Origin of the sequence: Stenotrophomonas sp. 610A2 (assembly GCF_030549615.1) — a bacterium.
Classification (GTDB): Bacteria; Pseudomonadota; Gammaproteobacteria; order Xanthomonadales; family Xanthomonadaceae; genus Stenotrophomonas; species Stenotrophomonas pigmentata.
In genome coordinates this window covers 796,166-810,608 of sequence record NZ_CP130832.1, presented here as the reverse complement: position 1 = coordinate 810,608, position 14,443 = coordinate 796,166, and the positions used below count along the sequence as shown (strand labels likewise).

General features: G+C 63.9%; 16 protein-coding genes. 4 read left to right on the top strand and 12 right to left on the bottom strand.

Going from position 1 to position 14,443, the window contains the following annotated elements; genetic code table 11:
* Positions 1–149: 149 nt before the first annotated feature.
* Positions 150–1,115, bottom strand: a complete 966-nt coding sequence (locus tag Q5Z11_RS03635) for a helix-turn-helix transcriptional regulator (RefSeq protein WP_282273353.1) — start codon at positions 1,113–1,115, stop codon at positions 150–152.
* Between the two features lie 155 nt (positions 1,116–1,270).
* Here Q5Z11_RS03635 and Q5Z11_RS03630 point away from each other — a divergent pair, with 155 nt between their 5' ends.
* Positions 1,271–2,047: a DUF481 domain-containing protein gene (locus tag Q5Z11_RS03630; RefSeq protein WP_303748765.1), complete on the top strand. Its 777-nt coding sequence runs from the start codon at positions 1,271–1,273 to the stop codon at positions 2,045–2,047.
* Between the two features lie 225 nt (positions 2,048–2,272).
* Here the strand turns inward: Q5Z11_RS03630 and hemC are convergent, their stop codons facing one another.
* From hemC to mdoH, 4 genes are all read right to left on the bottom strand, one after another.
* Entirely contained in the window at positions 2,273–3,181 is a 909-nt protein-coding gene (gene hemC / locus Q5Z11_RS03625) for a hydroxymethylbilane synthase (RefSeq protein WP_303748764.1), read from the bottom strand.
* 31 nt (positions 3,182–3,212) lie between these two features.
* Entirely contained in the window at positions 3,213–3,941 is a 729-nt protein-coding gene (locus tag Q5Z11_RS03620) for a LytR/AlgR family response regulator transcription factor (RefSeq protein WP_303748763.1), read from the bottom strand.
* A 105-nt stretch (positions 3,942–4,046) separates the two neighbouring features.
* Positions 4,047–4,712 carry an alpha/beta hydrolase gene (locus Q5Z11_RS03615; protein ID WP_303748762.1) on the bottom strand — a complete coding sequence of 222 codons (666 nt, stop codon included), beginning with the start codon at positions 4,710–4,712 and terminating at the stop codon, positions 4,047–4,049.
* A gap of 209 nt (positions 4,713–4,921) precedes the next feature.
* Positions 4,922–6,841: a glucans biosynthesis glucosyltransferase MdoH gene (mdoH, locus tag Q5Z11_RS03610; RefSeq protein ID WP_303748761.1), complete on the bottom strand. Its 1,920-nt coding sequence runs from the start codon at positions 6,839–6,841 to the stop codon at positions 4,922–4,924.
* Positions 6,842–7,642: 801 nt separating this feature from the next.
* On the opposite strand from mdoH, the gene Q5Z11_RS03605 reads away from it, so the two are divergent.
* Positions 7,643–7,822 carry a CsbD family protein gene (locus tag Q5Z11_RS03605; protein WP_303748760.1) on the top strand — a complete coding sequence of 60 codons (180 nt, stop codon included), beginning with the start codon at positions 7,643–7,645 and terminating at the stop codon, positions 7,820–7,822.
* A 129-nt stretch (positions 7,823–7,951) separates the two neighbouring features.
* Here Q5Z11_RS03605 and Q5Z11_RS03600 read toward each other — a convergent pair whose 3' ends face one another.
* From Q5Z11_RS03600 to Q5Z11_RS03590, 3 genes are all read right to left on the bottom strand, one after another.
* On the bottom strand, positions 7,952–8,260 hold the full coding sequence (locus tag Q5Z11_RS03600) for a DUF3817 domain-containing protein (protein ID WP_303749960.1): 309 nt from the start codon (positions 8,258–8,260) through the stop codon (positions 7,952–7,954).
* 79 nt (positions 8,261–8,339) lie between these two features.
* Complete coding sequence (locus Q5Z11_RS03595) at positions 8,340–9,272, bottom strand: CorA family divalent cation transporter (protein WP_303748759.1); 933 nt, start codon at positions 9,270–9,272, stop codon at positions 8,340–8,342.
* A gap of 61 nt (positions 9,273–9,333) precedes the next feature.
* Positions 9,334–9,660: a hypothetical protein gene (locus tag Q5Z11_RS03590; protein WP_303748758.1), complete on the bottom strand. Its 327-nt coding sequence runs from the start codon at positions 9,658–9,660 to the stop codon at positions 9,334–9,336.
* A 108-nt stretch (positions 9,661–9,768) separates the two neighbouring features.
* Here Q5Z11_RS03590 and Q5Z11_RS03585 point away from each other — a divergent pair, with 108 nt between their 5' ends.
* Positions 9,769–10,053, top strand: coding sequence for a hypothetical protein (locus Q5Z11_RS03585; RefSeq protein ID WP_303748757.1), 285 nt, complete (start codon positions 9,769–9,771; stop codon positions 10,051–10,053).
* A gap of 155 nt (positions 10,054–10,208) precedes the next feature.
* Here Q5Z11_RS03585 and Q5Z11_RS03580 read toward each other — a convergent pair whose 3' ends face one another.
* On the bottom strand, positions 10,209–10,400 hold the full coding sequence (locus tag Q5Z11_RS03580; protein WP_296251210.1) for a hypothetical protein: 192 nt from the start codon (positions 10,398–10,400) through the stop codon (positions 10,209–10,211).
* Positions 10,401–10,631: 231 nt separating this feature from the next.
* On the opposite strand from Q5Z11_RS03580, the gene Q5Z11_RS03575 reads away from it, so the two are divergent.
* Positions 10,632–11,000 (top strand): BON domain-containing protein, encoded by a 369-nt coding sequence (locus Q5Z11_RS03575; RefSeq protein WP_303748756.1) that lies wholly within the window; start codon positions 10,632–10,634, stop codon positions 10,998–11,000.
* 434 nt (positions 11,001–11,434) lie between these two features.
* On the opposite strand, the gene Q5Z11_RS03570 is transcribed toward Q5Z11_RS03575, so the two are convergent.
* The 3 genes from Q5Z11_RS03570 to Q5Z11_RS03560 all read right to left on the bottom strand — a co-directional run bounded on the left by Q5Z11_RS03570 (position 11,435) and on the right by Q5Z11_RS03560 (position 14,077).
* Positions 11,435–11,821: a hypothetical protein gene (locus tag Q5Z11_RS03570; protein WP_303748755.1), complete on the bottom strand. Its 387-nt coding sequence runs from the start codon at positions 11,819–11,821 to the stop codon at positions 11,435–11,437.
* Positions 11,822–11,928: 107 nt separating this feature from the next.
* Entirely contained in the window at positions 11,929–13,020 is a 1,092-nt protein-coding gene (locus Q5Z11_RS03565) for a DNA glycosylase AlkZ-like family protein (protein WP_303748754.1), read from the bottom strand.
* A 91-nt stretch (positions 13,021–13,111) separates the two neighbouring features.
* Entirely contained in the window at positions 13,112–14,077 is a 966-nt protein-coding gene (locus tag Q5Z11_RS03560; RefSeq protein WP_303748753.1) for a hypothetical protein, read from the bottom strand.
* Between the last annotated feature and the right edge of the window lie 366 nt (positions 14,078–14,443).

The following is a 14,443-nucleotide window of genomic DNA, read 5'->3' as shown; positions in this document are numbered from 1 at the left end:
AGCAAAGCTGGGCAAAGCCAAGGCCAAACCCAAAGCCAAAGCCAAACCAAAGCAGAGCGAAAGCGAAAGCGGAAGCGGAAGCGGAAGCGGAGCCTAAGCCGAGCCCAAGCCCAAACCCAAACCCAAACCCAAACCCAAGCAAAGCTTCCTCAGTCGTAATTACTCAACGCCAGCGACAGCAACGCCTTGGCCTGCTCACGCAGGGACTGCGGCTCCACAATCTCCGCGTCCGAGCCGTAATGCAGCACGTCCATCAACAGCTCGCGCGACACGCTGTACGGCACCTTCAATTCATAGCGCCCATCAGCAAGGAACCGGCCCTGCTGCTTGGAATGCCAATGCTCATCGGCCACCCAGCGCGCGGCCTTGGCACTGAACACGATGGTCGCCCAGCCCTTCGGTGCGCCCGAGAAAATGCCGTAACTGGCCGCCAACTGCTCGTTCAATTCCTCATCGGCGACATCGCGTGCCGGCTGGTCCAGCAGCCGCGCCTGATGGATGCGATCCACCGCGAAGCTGCGTACCGCCTCACGACTATGGTCCCAGGCATCCAGGTACCAGTTGTCCCGGTAATGGGTAATCCGCTGCGGTGACACCGTGCGGCGGGTTGCCTCATCGGTGGAACGTGCGCGGTATTCAAAGGACAGCTGCTTGCGCTCCAGCACACCGGAGGCCACCGTACGGAAACTGGCTTCATCCAGCTTGCGGCCGCGGTGCGGAATCACCCGCACCCGCTCCACCGGCCAATGCGAGGCTCCAGCCTGTGCGGCCAACAAGCCCTCGATGCGCTGCTGCAGCGGCGCCAGCATCGACGACAACACCCCGCCGCCAGTGCGCGACAGCAAGTGCTGCGACGCCAGCAAGGCGTGCAGCTCCTCCGAGCTCAGCCACAAGCCTGGCAGCTCGAAACGGTCGCTCTCCCCACTCAGGTAGCGGAACCCGGCCTCGCCATCGCCCTCCACCGGCGCCATCAGCGCGTCACGCAGGAAGGCCAGGTCGCGGTAGACCGTGGCACGGGAACAGCTCAACTCCTCCTGCAACCGCATCACCGTTACCGGATAGCGGGCGGACTTGAGCAGACGATGCAGCGCGTTGATGCGTTCATAGCGGTCCATGCCCGGATTATGTCCGACTCCGGGCGCCAATGGAGCAGGCCGGCCCCCGCATAACAGCGAATGAAGCCCCGGCCCGCCATCGGCCTGGGGGTCAGGGACCATCCGGTATCATCCAATCGCCAACCATTCCCGTCTCTCCCATGGAGATCCCCCTGATGTCCCTGCGTGTTTCCTTGATGCTGCCGTTGCTGCTGGCCGCCCCGCTGGCCTGGGCCGACGACGCCTCCGACCTTGCCGCCATGACCTCCCCATGGAGCGGCAGCGGCGGTGAGCTGGGCTTTGCCTCGGCCCACGGCAACAGCACCACCGAAAGCTTCAACGGCCGCCTGAAGCTGCGCTACACCGACGACGACTGGATCCACAACATGGATCTGTTCGGTCTGCGCTCCAGCGCCGAATACACCGAGACCTCGGACGACGGCAGCACCCGCCGCAAGCGCCAGACCACCGCCAATCGCTACACCGGCAGCGCCGGCAGTGCATTGCAGCTGGGCGAGCACCGCCAGCTCACCGCCACCGTGCGTTACGAAAGCGACGATTTCGCCACCTACGACCGCCAGGCCAGCTTCGGTCTGGGTTACGGCACGCGCCTGATCGATGGTGAGCGCCTGATCCTGGACACGCAGATCGGCCCGGGTGTGCGTCGTTCGCACAACGCCGATACCGACGAAGACCGCACCGGCCTGATTGGCCGCGGCCTGTTCGACCTGAAGTACGCGCTTACCGAGAACACCGAACTGGTGAATTCGCTGCTGGTGGAATCGGGCTCGTACAACACCTTCGCGCAGAACGACTTCGGCGTCTCGGTCAGCATGAACAAGCACTTCGCGCTGAAGGCCGGCTGGCAGGCCCGCCACAACAGCGACGTCGCCGAAGACAAGCGCAAGACCGACACCCTGACCACGATGAACGTGGTTTACAGCTTCAAGTAAGCAGGTACCGGGCCATGCCCGGCATTCGCCTCACTGTAGTGCCGAGCCATGCTCGGCAAGAGGCGTTACCAGCCAATCCTGCAGAACCAGCATTGGTTCTGTTGATTTTGTGGGAGCGGCGTCAGCCGCGAAGCTGGCCATGCTTGCGCGCCGCTGAAAGCGGCGCTCATGTTGTTTTCGGACATTTGTGGCTTCGCGGCTTACGCCGCTCCTACAACAGCTGGCTCAGCGCAACAGCTCGCCCGCGCCGCCGGCCAGCAGCTGACGTGCGACTTCCTGACCCAGGGCTTCCGGGTCGCTCGCCGGGCCTTGCGCCTGCGCACGTACCGCGCGGCCATCGGCGACACCGCCGACCAGGCCCTGCAACCACAGGTCATCACCACGCCACTGCGCCAAGCCAGCCACCGGCACATGGCAGCTGCCATCGAGCGCGCGGTTCATCGCCCGCTCCGCTTCCACGCAGGTGCGGGTGGCGGCATCGTCCAGCGCCTTGAGTAGTGCGATCGTGCCCGCATCGTCCTGTCGGCACTCAATCGCCACCGCCGCCTGTGCGGGCGCCGGCAGCCACTGCGGGGCGACCAGGCGATCACGGATGCGTGCGCCCAACTCCAGGCGTTCCAGACCAGCACAGGCCAGGATGATGGCGTCGTATTCGCCGGCATCCAGCTTGGCCAGACGGGTGTTGACGTTGCCGCGCAGGTCGCGCGACTGCAGGTCCGGGCGCAATGCGCGCAGCTGTGCCTGCCGGCGCAATGAAGAAGTGCCGACGCAGGCACCCTGCGGCAAGGCATCCAGCGACGCATAGGTGTTGGAGACGAAAGCGTCAGCCGAGTCGGCGCGGGTCAGGATGGCCGGCAGCACGAACGGCGCTTCCAGCTCCATCGGTACGTCCTTGAGCGAATGCACCGCGCAATCGGCTTCGCCGCGCAACATCGCCAGCTCCAGCTCCTTCAGGAACAGGCCCTTGCCGCCGATGGCCGCCAGCGAGCGGTCGAGGATTTCATCGCCGCGCGTGCTCATCGGCACAAGCTCCACCTGCAGCCCCGGATGGGCCTGGCGCAGGCGGTCGGCGACGTGTTCGCTCTGCCACAGGGCAAGCGGGCTCTTTCGGGTGGCGATACGCAGGATGCTCATGCGGCCATTATCGCCGCTGCCAGCCCCTGGGTCACAGCCGTTCCATCTCGGTCTTCAGCCCGGCCACACAGCGGCGGCTGATTTCCAGCGGATGCGGCACATCACGCAGCACCGCCTGCACCTGCCCGGCCGGGGTGCGGCGGACTTCCTGCAGCCTGTCGCGGGCGATCAGGCAGTTGCGGTGGATGCGGATGAAGCGCCCGGAGAACTCGTCCTCCAGCGAGCGCAGCGACTCTTCGATCAGGTCCTCGCCGCGCAGGTGATGCACCACCACGTATTTTTCCTCGGCCTGCAGGTAGAGGATGTCTTCCACCGGCACCAGACGCAGGCTGCCGCGCAGGCGCGCGCACAGCATCCGTCGCGGTTGCGTGGCCGCAGCCGGGGCGGCATTGGCGCGGCCGGCAATGAAGGTGCGCGCACGTTCCAGCGCGGCGGCCAGGCGCTCGCCGCGCACCGGCTTCATCAGGTAATCGATTGCCGCCGCCTCGAAGGCCGACAAGGCATGGGCGTCGTAGGCGGTGCAGAACACCACCGCCGGGCGCGGCTCGAAGCGCGCCAGGTGACGGGCAACTTCCAGCCCGTCGATGCCCGGCATGGCGATGTCCAGCAACACCAGATCCGGCTGGGTCTGCGCGCAGACCTGCAAGGCGTCGTTGCCATTGGCAGCCTCGCCAACCACATCCACCCCCGCAAGCTCGGCCAGCAGCGCGCGCAAACGCTCGCGTGCCAATGGCTCGTCATCGGCGATTACTACCTTCACACCTCGTACCTCGCTCACGGCTCCCCAGTCGTGGCGACATGGTAGCCGGGTTCGCTGCACGCCGCCGTCAACAATCCGGCAACTGCGGTACAGCTCACAAAGGGATCAGATCTGCGCGAAACGGGCCTGCAGCCAGTCGCCCAGCGCGTGGATCTCTTCGCCGCAGACCTGGTGGGCCATCTGGTAACGGTGCCATTCCACGCCGAAGCCCAGCGTCTTGAGCACCTGCGCGCTGTGCTCGGCGATCTGCAGCGGAATCACTGGATCAGCGCTGCCATGGGCCATGAACACCGGTTGCGCGATAGCGCCGTCGACCAACTGCGACGGGGCGGCATCCACTTCCGGCAGATAGGTCGACAAGGCTGCCAAGCCCGCTACCGGCTCGCTGCGCTTGAGGCCGGCGGACAAAATGATTGCCCCGCCCTGCGAGAAGCCGGCCAGCACGATGCGCTTGGCGGGAATGCCGCGAGCCTGTTCACGGGCGATCAGCTCTTCCAGCTGCGCTACCGATTCGGCGACACCCTTGGCATCGGCGCGGCTGCGGAAATCCATGCTGACGATGTCGTACCAGGCGCGCATCGGCATGCCGTTGTTGATGCTGACCGGGCGCTTGGGCGCATGCGGGAACACGAAGCGGATCGCCGGCCACTGCGGGCGCACCAGCTCGGGCACGATAGGCGCGAAATCATGGCCATCGGCACCCAGGCCATGCAGCCAGATCACCGACCATTCCGGCGACGCGCCGGTTTCCTGCTCCACTGTTTCCAGCATGTGCACAACTCCCAAAGACAGGCGGGAATTATGCCTGCCCGGCGCAACGATCGGTGCAGCCGGCAGTTTGTAGGAGCGGCGTGAGCCGCGAAGCTGGTGGTGTTACCGGCTGAAGCCCGGCCGGCTACCTGCACGTAGATCGCCGGCCAAGTGGCGGGGCATTGCCATCGGCTTCGCGGCTTACGCCGCTCCTACAAAAGCCAAAGCCTTCAATCCTGCAGCGGTTCCTTCAGCGCGGCCGCACGCAGCTCGGCGGCACGCAGCAATACCGGCGGCGGTGCGTTCTCTTCCGGAATGCACAGCAGGCCGTGCCTGCGCAGCCAGTCACCGGCTTTGCGCGAGGAGGTCCATGCCACCACCGGCACTGCCAGCGCCATGCCGATCACCACCGGCGCCATCCAAGCCGCCAGCGGCGGCGACACCAGATAGGCGGCTACACCCATCACCACGCCGAACACGCTCAGGCCGCCATAACTGCGCAACAAGGCGCTCACCGAAATACTGCCGTCATCGCGCTGCTGCGCGTCCCAGCCCGAGTCCTTGCCGGCCAGCACTTCGGCCACACCGCGCGACTGCACATACATCACCACCGGCGCCATCAATGCCGCCAGCACGGTTTCCAGCAGCATCGAGATCAAAGCGCGGAACCAGCCGCCGCAACCAATGCGCTCCTTGCGCGAGGTCAGCATCGCCACATAGCCCATGAGCTTGGGCGACAGCAGCGCGACCATGGTCACCACGAATACCCAGAACACGCCATCCTGATCCAGTCCACGCCAGTAATTCGCCGGTGCCATCTGCAGGTGCAGGTGGAACTCCTCGGCCAGATCAATGCCGCCGTGGATCAGCGGAATGGCAATACCGATCAGCATCAGCATCGCCCACATCGGTGCGGTGAAGTAATGACCGATGCCGATCAACATATGCACGCGGTTGACCCAATGCAGGCCCGGCGTGGCCACGACCTTGGAGTGCTGCAGGTTGCCCTGGCACCAGCGGCGGTCACGGATCAACAGATCGGTCAGGGTCGGCGGGCCTTCTTCGTAGCTGCCGTGCAGGTAGGGCACCATGTGTGCGGCCCAGCCACCACGGCGTATCAGTGCGGCCTCGACGAAGTCGTGGCTCAGCACGTGACCACCAAACGGCTTGCGCCCCGGCAGTTCCGGCAGACCCGCTTCTTCGGCGAATGCCTGGGTGCGGATCACCGCGTTATGGCCCCAGTAATTGCTCTCAGCGCCGTGCCACCAGGCCACGCCATAGGCCATCACCGGCCCGTACACGCGGCCACCAAACTGCTGCATGCGGGCGAAGGCGGTGCGGCCACCGACCACCGCCGGCAGCGACTGGATCAGGCCGACGGTCGGGTGGTTTTCCATTGCCGACACCAGACGCACGATCACATCGCCGGTCATCAGGCTGTCGGCGTCGAGGATCAGCATGTGCGGGTAGGCGCCACCGAAGCGGCGCACCCAGTCGGCGATATTGCCGGCCTTGCGGCCCACATTGCTGGCGCGGCGGCGGTAATACAGCCGCTCGGCACCGCCAGTGGCCTCGACCAGACGCGCGAACACCTGCTCTTCGGCACGGCCGATGGCATCGCGGGTGGTATCGCTGAGCACGTAGAAATCGAAGTGATCCAGCTGCCCGGTCGCGGCTACCGATTCGTAGATGGCCTGCAGGCCGGCCATCATCCGGCGCGGGTCTTCGTTATAGGTGGGCATCAACAAGGCGGTACGGCTGCGCAGCTGCGGCAGCGGCGTATCCGGGAAGATGCCGAGCTTGCGGCGGCCACGCAGCAGCGCCTGCAGGCCGGCCAGGCTGCTGACGAATGACATCGCAATCCAGGCGAACAGCAGCACGAACAGGCCGAGCAGACAGGCCTCGAGCACGTTGATGCCGCCATTGGACAACACCCGCGCCATCAACCAGGTGGCGAGCAGCGTGGTCAGCGCGGTGCTGCCGAAGACGTATAGCCGGCGCAGGCCGATATTGGCCGGGGCGGTCTTCTGCCGCGACACATGCAGCTTGCCCGAGCGCAGCGACTGCTCGGGCATTGCCAAGGGGTGCTCGGCCGGGAGCACGGCGATGCCGGCATCCAGCCCGTTGTCGGTACTGACCGTAGAGCTCATCGACCACCCCGCTGCGTGACCTGCAGCCCGTGCTGGTGACACACCTTGCCGTAACGCTGTTTGCTTGCGTGTTGCACCTGAAATCCTTGAAGGAGAAGCCGACCAGCCGGGAAAACTAGAAGAACCAACTTAAACCTGCGGCAAACGAAGCCTGCCGGTCGCGATGCGGGAGCCCCCTCGAACCACCTCGCTGCGGGCGCCAACACGCCCAGCCGGGCCGCTCCGGGCCCAACCGCCGCAATCCCTTCACGGCATCGGCGACGGGGAATTATCCATCATCAATTCGACAGGTACACCTGTGCCAGTCAGTTTGACGCTGGCGCTGTGCGCGGATGGGGCTTGCGCGCAGCCCCAGGAGCACAGGCTCCACGCTTGCCAAGGGCTGCATCAAACAGCCGCAGTAGCGCCCTTTTCCCGCCAGACCTGAAGCGGAGGCGCTGGCAGAACCACGCGTTCGGCAGGCTGGGCTGTGCCGGCACACTACCGCCAGCTGGCGTGCCGATGGCGGTACACAAGCATCTTCACTGAGCCACATGAGGCAGCGCGCAGTTCACGGCGGGCCAAGCAGCTCGAACAAACCGCCAATGGCACGACCCCAGAACCGGAATGACTTCGCCTCAGGCATCTGAATCCGGCTGCAGCGCGCTGCGGTGAACAGAGCGCAAACACGCGCACGCACAACGCAGGCTAAATCCGGCCCTGCTCACAACGCGATCACAACATTGCGCTCACCTGCCGCAAACCCTGCAATGCGCAGTCTGGACCTGTCTGCAGCGACGCAGACGTTTCCGGAGACCGTTCGTGGACCGCAACCGTGTTGAAGGCACCAAACACGAAATCAAGGGTGCCATCAAGGAAGCTGCTGGAAAGTTGACAGGCAATAGAGCCCAGCAGATGGCCGGCAACATGGAGAAAAATGCAGGAAAAGCACAGAAAGCAATGGGCAAGGCTGCAGACGAGGTAAAGCATCGACATTCATGACGACCGCATCACTCCGCAAGAACTGCTTCCGCAACGCACATAACCGGACCCCGTAACACCCGGCAACACTGTGCAGTTCCAATGGCGCGACCGTGTGGAAGCCGGCCGCGCCATTACATCAGCAACGAATCAGAGCTTGCGCTCGGACAGCAGGCCAATGCGACGGAACCACAACTCCAGCGGCACCGTCACCAGCGGCGGCAACGCCGCCAACAAGGCCAGCAGCACCGCCCACAGCGGCCAGCGCAGCTTGAACCACGCGTACAGCGTGACCACGACGTAGAACAGGAAGGCCAAGCCGTGCAGGCGGCCGAACAGCCACACACCCAACTCGGTGGTGCCAGTGCCGTACTTGAGCAGCATGCCGATCAGCAGGCCGGCCCAGGTCACGCCTTCAATCAGTGCGGCAGCAGCGAACAGCTTGCCGGCGGGGGTCATTGGTTTGGCAGACATCGGTTCCATCAGGGGTGCGGGAGAAGCGGGATTGTAGGCGAGAATGCGTCGCATCCGCACACGATCAGATCCAGCCCCGCCGTTTGAACCACAGCAGCGGCACCACGATGCTCAGGCCTACCGCGGCCAGCGCGATGGCGTAGCCGTAATGCCAATGCAGTTCCGGCATCGAGGCGAAGTTCATGCCCCACACCCCGACCAGCACGGTTGGCGGGATGCCGACCACCGAGGCCACGGCCATCACCTTCATCACCTCGTTCTGGTCCATGTTGATCAGGCCGAGCACGCTGTCCAGCAGGAACTCGTTGCGGTCGCCCAGTTGCTGCTCGAACTCGCTCAGCGATGTCAGGTCCTTGACCACCAGTTTGATCCGCTTCGGCGCATCCGCCCCAAACCAGTCAGGCGTCGCTTCATCCAGGTAACTCATCATCCGCAGCATGCCGTGCAAGGTGTTATGCAGCGCGCCGATGCGGCGGCCCATCATCCCGACCTCGTGCAGCATCTGCTCCAACCGGCGTGAAGCGCGCTTGCCCCTGGGGTGGTTGAATGCCTGGCGCGAGAACTCGCTCATCGTACTTTCCAGCGATTCCAGCAGATCGGCCAGGCGATCAACGATGTGCTCGATCATGCGCAGGAACAGGTCCGCCGAGCCGTGGCAGGGACGTTTGCCCAGCTCCGCCTCCACGCCTTCAAGTGCATCGATGCGGTGCTCGCGCTGCACCACCAATGCATTGGGTGCGACCACGAAACCCAGCGGCCCGACCACATGCTCCACCTCGTACTGGAAGCGCGGCAGATTCAGCACCAGCGCTTCGCCTTCAACGCGTACCCGGCTGCTGAATTCGATCTCGCTGATGCCGGCACGATCGGGAATAAGGAAGCCCACCTGCGCTGAAGCCTGCGCCAATTCCTCCGGTGTTGGTTGGCACAGATCCACCCATAACGACGTTGGCGCCGTGCCGCCAGCAGCGGTGGCGAGGGTGCGGCATTGGAGCATGGTGTGATTCCGCGTCGAGACCAGCGTTCATCCTCGTCTGCGAGGCACGCCGAGTAAAGGCTCAGGGCCGTTGCTGCTTGGCGTACCAGCTCGCATACGGCGTGTTCTTGGCCAGGTGACGGTTGAAGTCCGGTGCACCGTCCTGCCACCACACCGGTCCGCGCTCACCCAAGCCACGTTTGGCCGCATCCACCGCCGTCCCGGCCTTGGCCAGCCGTTCCCTGTCACCTGAACGACGCGCCGCACCCACCTCCCGCCGTGCGGCCATCAGCTGGCTCACCAGCGATGCGCGCATCTGCTCGGGCAAGCCCGGGTTGCTGGCCCGCCATAGCCGACCGCGTACCACCAGATAGCGGCCGTCAGGTGTGCGCAGCGGTGCTTCGGCCATCCCGGGTCTCCTGCGGGCAAGCGACACCGGAGTATCCCACTGCCACCCGGTTGCAAAGCGCGCCCGCCTTCACGCAAGCTCGCCATTCCTTCAACCACCAGTCCAGCCATGCAAGACAACATCATCCAGATCATCCCCGCCGACGGCTGGGTAGCCGTGTTCGAAGAAGCCGGTGACGAGAGCGCCCAGAGCCTGGTGTGCTTCGCGGTAGTGGAAGAAGCCGGCAAGCGCGCCGTGCGCCCGATGCTGGCCAACGGCAAGCAGATCGGCTTTGCCGACACCCTGCCCAACTTCGTCCGCGTCGAAGAAGCCGACGCTTTCGAAGAAGAGGATGAAGACGAAGAGGACGAGGAAGAAGAAGACGAAGAAGAGGAGGAGGAAGAAGAGGCCTGAGCCGCTTCTTCCGACTTTGCTTTGAAGACCTTGTGGGAGCGGTGTGAACCGCGAAGCTGGTGGCGTTTCAGACCGGTGGCTTCGCGGCTTACGCCGCTCCTGCAGGCACGCTTCAGGCATTACCCGCAACCAAGAATTCGCCTATCTGGCAACTGCTAATGCTTGTGCTGTGCACGGCCCGAGCCCGATTTCTTTCCGCCGCCATCCTGCTTGTTCACTGTCGCCCAGGCGATGCGCTCGGCGTCCGCCTTCGAACGCCCCTGCTTGCGCTCACTTTCCTCGATATGCGCGGCCTGTCGCTTCTGCTTGCCTGTATAAGCGCTCTTGTCACCCTGAGTCATCGTCATGCTCCGCTGCGGGATAGCTCCACGCTAGGCATGCAGGCGTAAGCATCACGTGCATGTTGGTGAAGCATCCCCATACTCATCCACGGCTTCAGCTCGCAGTGACGTAGTTGAATACCGGGGCGTTCGTGTGCAGCTAACAACAAAGGCGCACGAGGCTAACTCCATGCTTGCTAGGGTCGAGATGGGCCAGTGCGATGTTGGCTCTGTTCTCCAAACCAAAGGAGCATCGTGATGAAACACTTGCACCTACGGAGTGTACTGTTGATTGCCGTAACGCTACCCACCTGTACGCCGGTAGCCACCGCCGGCGCGCCAGCCGTACAGGAAAGCCCACCGGCAGCAGCGCTCGGCCAAGACGCCGCCGATCAACCTGGCAGCGACGCGTGGATCACCCGCGAAGTCAAGGAAAGACTATCCAGCGCAGCAGACATGCCGGGCATGGAAATCCACGTGGAAACACGCGGCGGCATGGTCTCCCTGAGTGGCCAGGTGGCAAGCCAGGCAGATGCTGACCGCATGGTCAATATCGCGCGCACGGTGGACGGTGTCATCAGTGTCGACGACAGCCGGCTGATCATCGGCGGCAAACCGCCGCAGTAAGCACAACGGCCAATGCACGATACAAACATACACAGCGCGCCGAAGCCGGAGCACATGCGTGGGCGCGATGCGTGGGCGAAGCGCTGGCTGCAAAACAATGGTGGCAAAGCGACGTCGACACGGAACAACGTCGTTGAGCCGCGGGCGCGCATCCTTCAAGAGTGCCGAGCCGTGCCCGGTGGAGGCTTTACCGGGAAGGCCCCTACCGAGCATGGCTCGGCACTACACCCCCTCCCTTTCGCGTAGCGAAGGGGAGGGCTGGGGAGGGATTGGCTCTTCGCCTGCTGCAGCAACATCAGCTTCGCCAAACTGCCAAAGTGCCACCTGTAGTGCCGAGCCATGCTCGGCAGAGGCATTGCCGGGAAAGCCCCTGCCGAGCATGGCTCGGCACTACCGAGTTGCAGACGTTTCCTGCTTCGCGGCTTACGTCGCTGCTACGCCCGCATGCGGCGCAGCGCCAGATTGTAGCTGCTTGCGTAGATCGCGGTTACCGATAGCGGCACCACGATCGTCTTCAGGATCTCAGGTGTTCCGGCAATCCAATGGATGCTGCTGAGCAGGGTCAATGAAACCGCAACAGCAACCACTGGCGGCACCCAATAGCCGCTGATTCCAGGCAAACGAGCCGACAGCGCCTCGATCATGCGTTTCAGGAACAGGGTGATCAGCGCCGACAAGGTGCCCTGCACCGCCCCGGCGATCAACGGCCGCGGCATCGGGTGCGCAAGATTTGCGAACGTGGCCCAGCTGCCCATCGCCAAGAAAGCCACGACCATATGCACGGCGCTGTTGCGGGCGGTTGCAGCGGTGGTTGGTGGCACGTAGGGGTCCTGTCTACTTGGTTATGGTGTGGATCTGCAGCATGACGGATGCGACAGCCGGCAATCAACTTCGCTCCGCCAAACTGATGCCTCCCGCAGTGTCGACCTCAATCAGCCAAACCAAGAAACACCCGCACGCGACTCATCTCCGCGTCCAGCCCGTCGACAAACCCAGCATCGCGCGGCGCCCGTCCTTCGATGTAATTCAGCTGCGCATTCAACACACCACCGGCCACCGAAAGATTGCCCCAACCAATAACCCGGTCACCCCACAGCAGCGGCAACGCGTAATAGCCCAACTTGCGCTTCGCTGGCGGCGTATACGCTTCGAAACGGTACGCCCAACCCCACAACAACTCGAAGCGGCGGCGATCCCAAACCACGGGGTCGAATGGAGTCAGCAAGCGCACCTGTGCGTCGGGCTTCCAGCGCCGACTTTCCGCGCGCTCCTCGGCAGGCCAAAGCCAATCGATGCCATCCACCCTCGCCCGCTGCAAACGCTGGCGCGCACGTATCAATGCGGCTTTTCGCGCATCCTTCCATTGCGGAACACCGTTCCCAAGATAGGCCACCAGCTGACCCAGGCTGGCATCCGGCAAGGGCGCGTACTTGCCGACAATCAGATCGATCAATGCATCCATGCGCGCATCGATCTCGGCGCCACCAACCGGCTGCGCCGCATCGCGAACCGCATAGACCCGAGTACCACCATCGCGTCGCGCCACTCGCAGCAGGCCGCGATAGTGCATGCCATCGAGCAACTGTGTGCTGGCATTGGACGAGCCGCCGAACCAGTTGGTGGTCTTGCCATGCGCAAAGTGCGCCTCCACTTCGCGCGGATGAACAGCGCCGCGTTCAGCGATGAATGTCTGCACTGCCTGTGCCTGTTTCCAGCGTGCCGGCGTCCATTCCATCCGCGCCTGGCGCGGATGCATCAACGCATGGTGTCCGCGTGGCAGGAAACCATAGTTGACGAAGAAGTCCTCCTCCACCGGCAAGCGCGGATAGCGGCGTTCCAGGTCACCAGCTCGATACCCAACAACCCGGTGCCGCAAGGTCAGATCCTGCGCCCTGGCGGGCGCGCGGATCGGATCAGCCTGTACGAAGCCCAGCTTTGCAATCGCCCGCATCAGCGTGGTCGGCTTGAACAGCGAGCGGGCGACCGCGTAGCGGCGCAGGTAGTCGAGGGTGAGCGTCATGGGCCGATGATGCCAGCATCCGCGTCTGCAGGATAACCACCCCGACGAGCACGAACGCCGGCCTCATACCCTAGCCCTTCGGCATGCTGGATCAGCGCGACCTGCTGATCGAACCGCAGTAATACTCGGCCAACGCAAAGCCCAGCGGCTGCTGTTCGGTCAGGCCCCACTCCGAGCTCAGTGCATTAGCATCAACCCGCACAACCTGCGACTGCACGCCGCGCTTTTCCAGCAGCGCGGGCAGCTTCTTGGCGAACTCGCTGGTACTGCTGTCGGCACTGGCGACGATGCATACCGGCGTGGCGGCGGCGATTGGCGCTTCTGCGATCATCTCTTCCAGGTCTTCGAGGCTGTCTTCGTCGTTGTCCAGCTCGTCGATGCCCGCGTCTTCTTCGGCAAGGCGATACTTCAGGTTATCCGCGTCCATCAGCATGACCATCTGCGACGGCGTGCGCGTGGGCCGGGCCTCGCATTTGGAAGGCGGAATTTGACCGACCATGCGCGTCGTCGTGCCGTCCGCCGCTATCCGGCGGATGGCGATGCCGCAACTGCCACCTTCGAAATCGCGGATCATGTCGCCTTCGTAATCCACGCCCGGCTCCGGCACAAAGCCGAGCTCGATACCGCGACCGCGATTGCAGGTCCAGCCCGAGCCATTGGCGATGTTCGCCTGCAACAACACCGGCTGACCCGGCACGAGAGCGTGCTCGGCGTAATACGGGCTGGCCCACAGCTTGTCGCGCATGGCCAGGTTGCGGCTGTCGTCGGTTTCCGGCATTCCGATGGAGATGTTCTCCGGCTTCTTGCGGACCATCGCCTTGAAGTAGTTCCCGAGAGAGCCCGACGCTTCGATCTCTTCGTCGTACTCCTTCTTGCACACCGCGTTGGTATACATGGTGAGGCCCACGCCGTTCTGACCGAACAGACGGATACGCGCAGGGCGCTCTACCTTGGCTGCGGGCTCAGGAGCGACAGCGCTCTCAACCGCAGCGTCATCCGCACGGGCATCCGCGCAGGCAAACGCCAACAGGGCCAGCGACAACAAACGAATCTGCATTTACTCGACTTCCGTTTCGACAAGAATGTTTTGAAGAACAGGCATCCAGCGCCGCATCGTGGCGGTCATGCTCAAAGATGACTGGTGTTTCCCCGAGAGGAATTCTATAGACGGCGCTGCACAACGTATACACGCCATGCACAGCGAGTCACGCTCGCAACCGCGTCAAAAATTTGGCCCGAGCAGCGCCACTTCGCGTCCCGAGCGATGCAATGCGCCTCCGCCCCGCTGAACCCTGATCGTGATGATGCGTGCATCTGCGCTGTCCCGCGCTCTTGGCAGAATACAGGCCGACCATGCCGCACGCCGCTAGCTGGAATACAGGCGCCGTGCTCGCGCTTCGCATGCGAAAGAGCTGCGATCCGC

Bases quoted from the DNA above. Each gene is read 5' to 3' on its own strand.
- Q5Z11_RS03635 (WP_282273353.1), bottom strand. From the start codon at position 1,115: ATGGACCGCTATGAACGCATCAACGCGCTGCATCGTCTGCTCAAGTCC.
- Q5Z11_RS03630 (WP_303748765.1), top strand. From the start codon at position 1,271: ATGTCCCTGCGTGTTTCCTTGATGCTGCCGTTGCTGCTGGCCGCCCCG.
- hemC (WP_303748764.1), bottom strand. From the start codon at position 3,181: ATGAGCATCCTGCGTATCGCCACCCGAAAGAGCCCGCTTGCCCTGTGG.
- Q5Z11_RS03615 (WP_303748762.1), bottom strand. From the start codon at position 4,712: ATGCTGGAAACAGTGGAGCAGGAAACCGGCGCGTCGCCGGAATGGTCG.
- mdoH (WP_303748761.1), bottom strand. From the start codon at position 6,841: ATGAGCTCTACGGTCAGTACCGACAACGGGCTGGATGCCGGCATCGCC.
- Q5Z11_RS03600 (WP_303749960.1), bottom strand. From the start codon at position 8,260: ATGACCCCCGCCGGCAAGCTGTTCGCTGCTGCCGCACTGATTGAAGGC.
- Q5Z11_RS03595 (WP_303748759.1), bottom strand. From the start codon at position 9,272: ATGCTCCAATGCCGCACCCTCGCCACCGCTGCTGGCGGCACGGCGCCA.
- Q5Z11_RS03590 (WP_303748758.1), bottom strand. From the start codon at position 9,660: ATGGCCGAAGCACCGCTGCGCACACCTGACGGCCGCTATCTGGTGGTA.
- Q5Z11_RS03585 (WP_303748757.1), top strand. From the start codon at position 9,769: ATGCAAGACAACATCATCCAGATCATCCCCGCCGACGGCTGGGTAGCC.
- Q5Z11_RS03580 (WP_296251210.1), bottom strand. From the start codon at position 10,400: ATGACGATGACTCAGGGTGACAAGAGCGCTTATACAGGCAAGCAGAAG.
- Q5Z11_RS03575 (WP_303748756.1), top strand. From the start codon at position 10,632: ATGAAACACTTGCACCTACGGAGTGTACTGTTGATTGCCGTAACGCTA.
- Q5Z11_RS03565 (WP_303748754.1), bottom strand. From the start codon at position 13,020: ATGACGCTCACCCTCGACTACCTGCGCCGCTACGCGGTCGCCCGCTCG.
- Q5Z11_RS03560 (WP_303748753.1), bottom strand. From the start codon at position 14,077: ATGCAGATTCGTTTGTTGTCGCTGGCCCTGTTGGCGTTTGCCTGCGCG.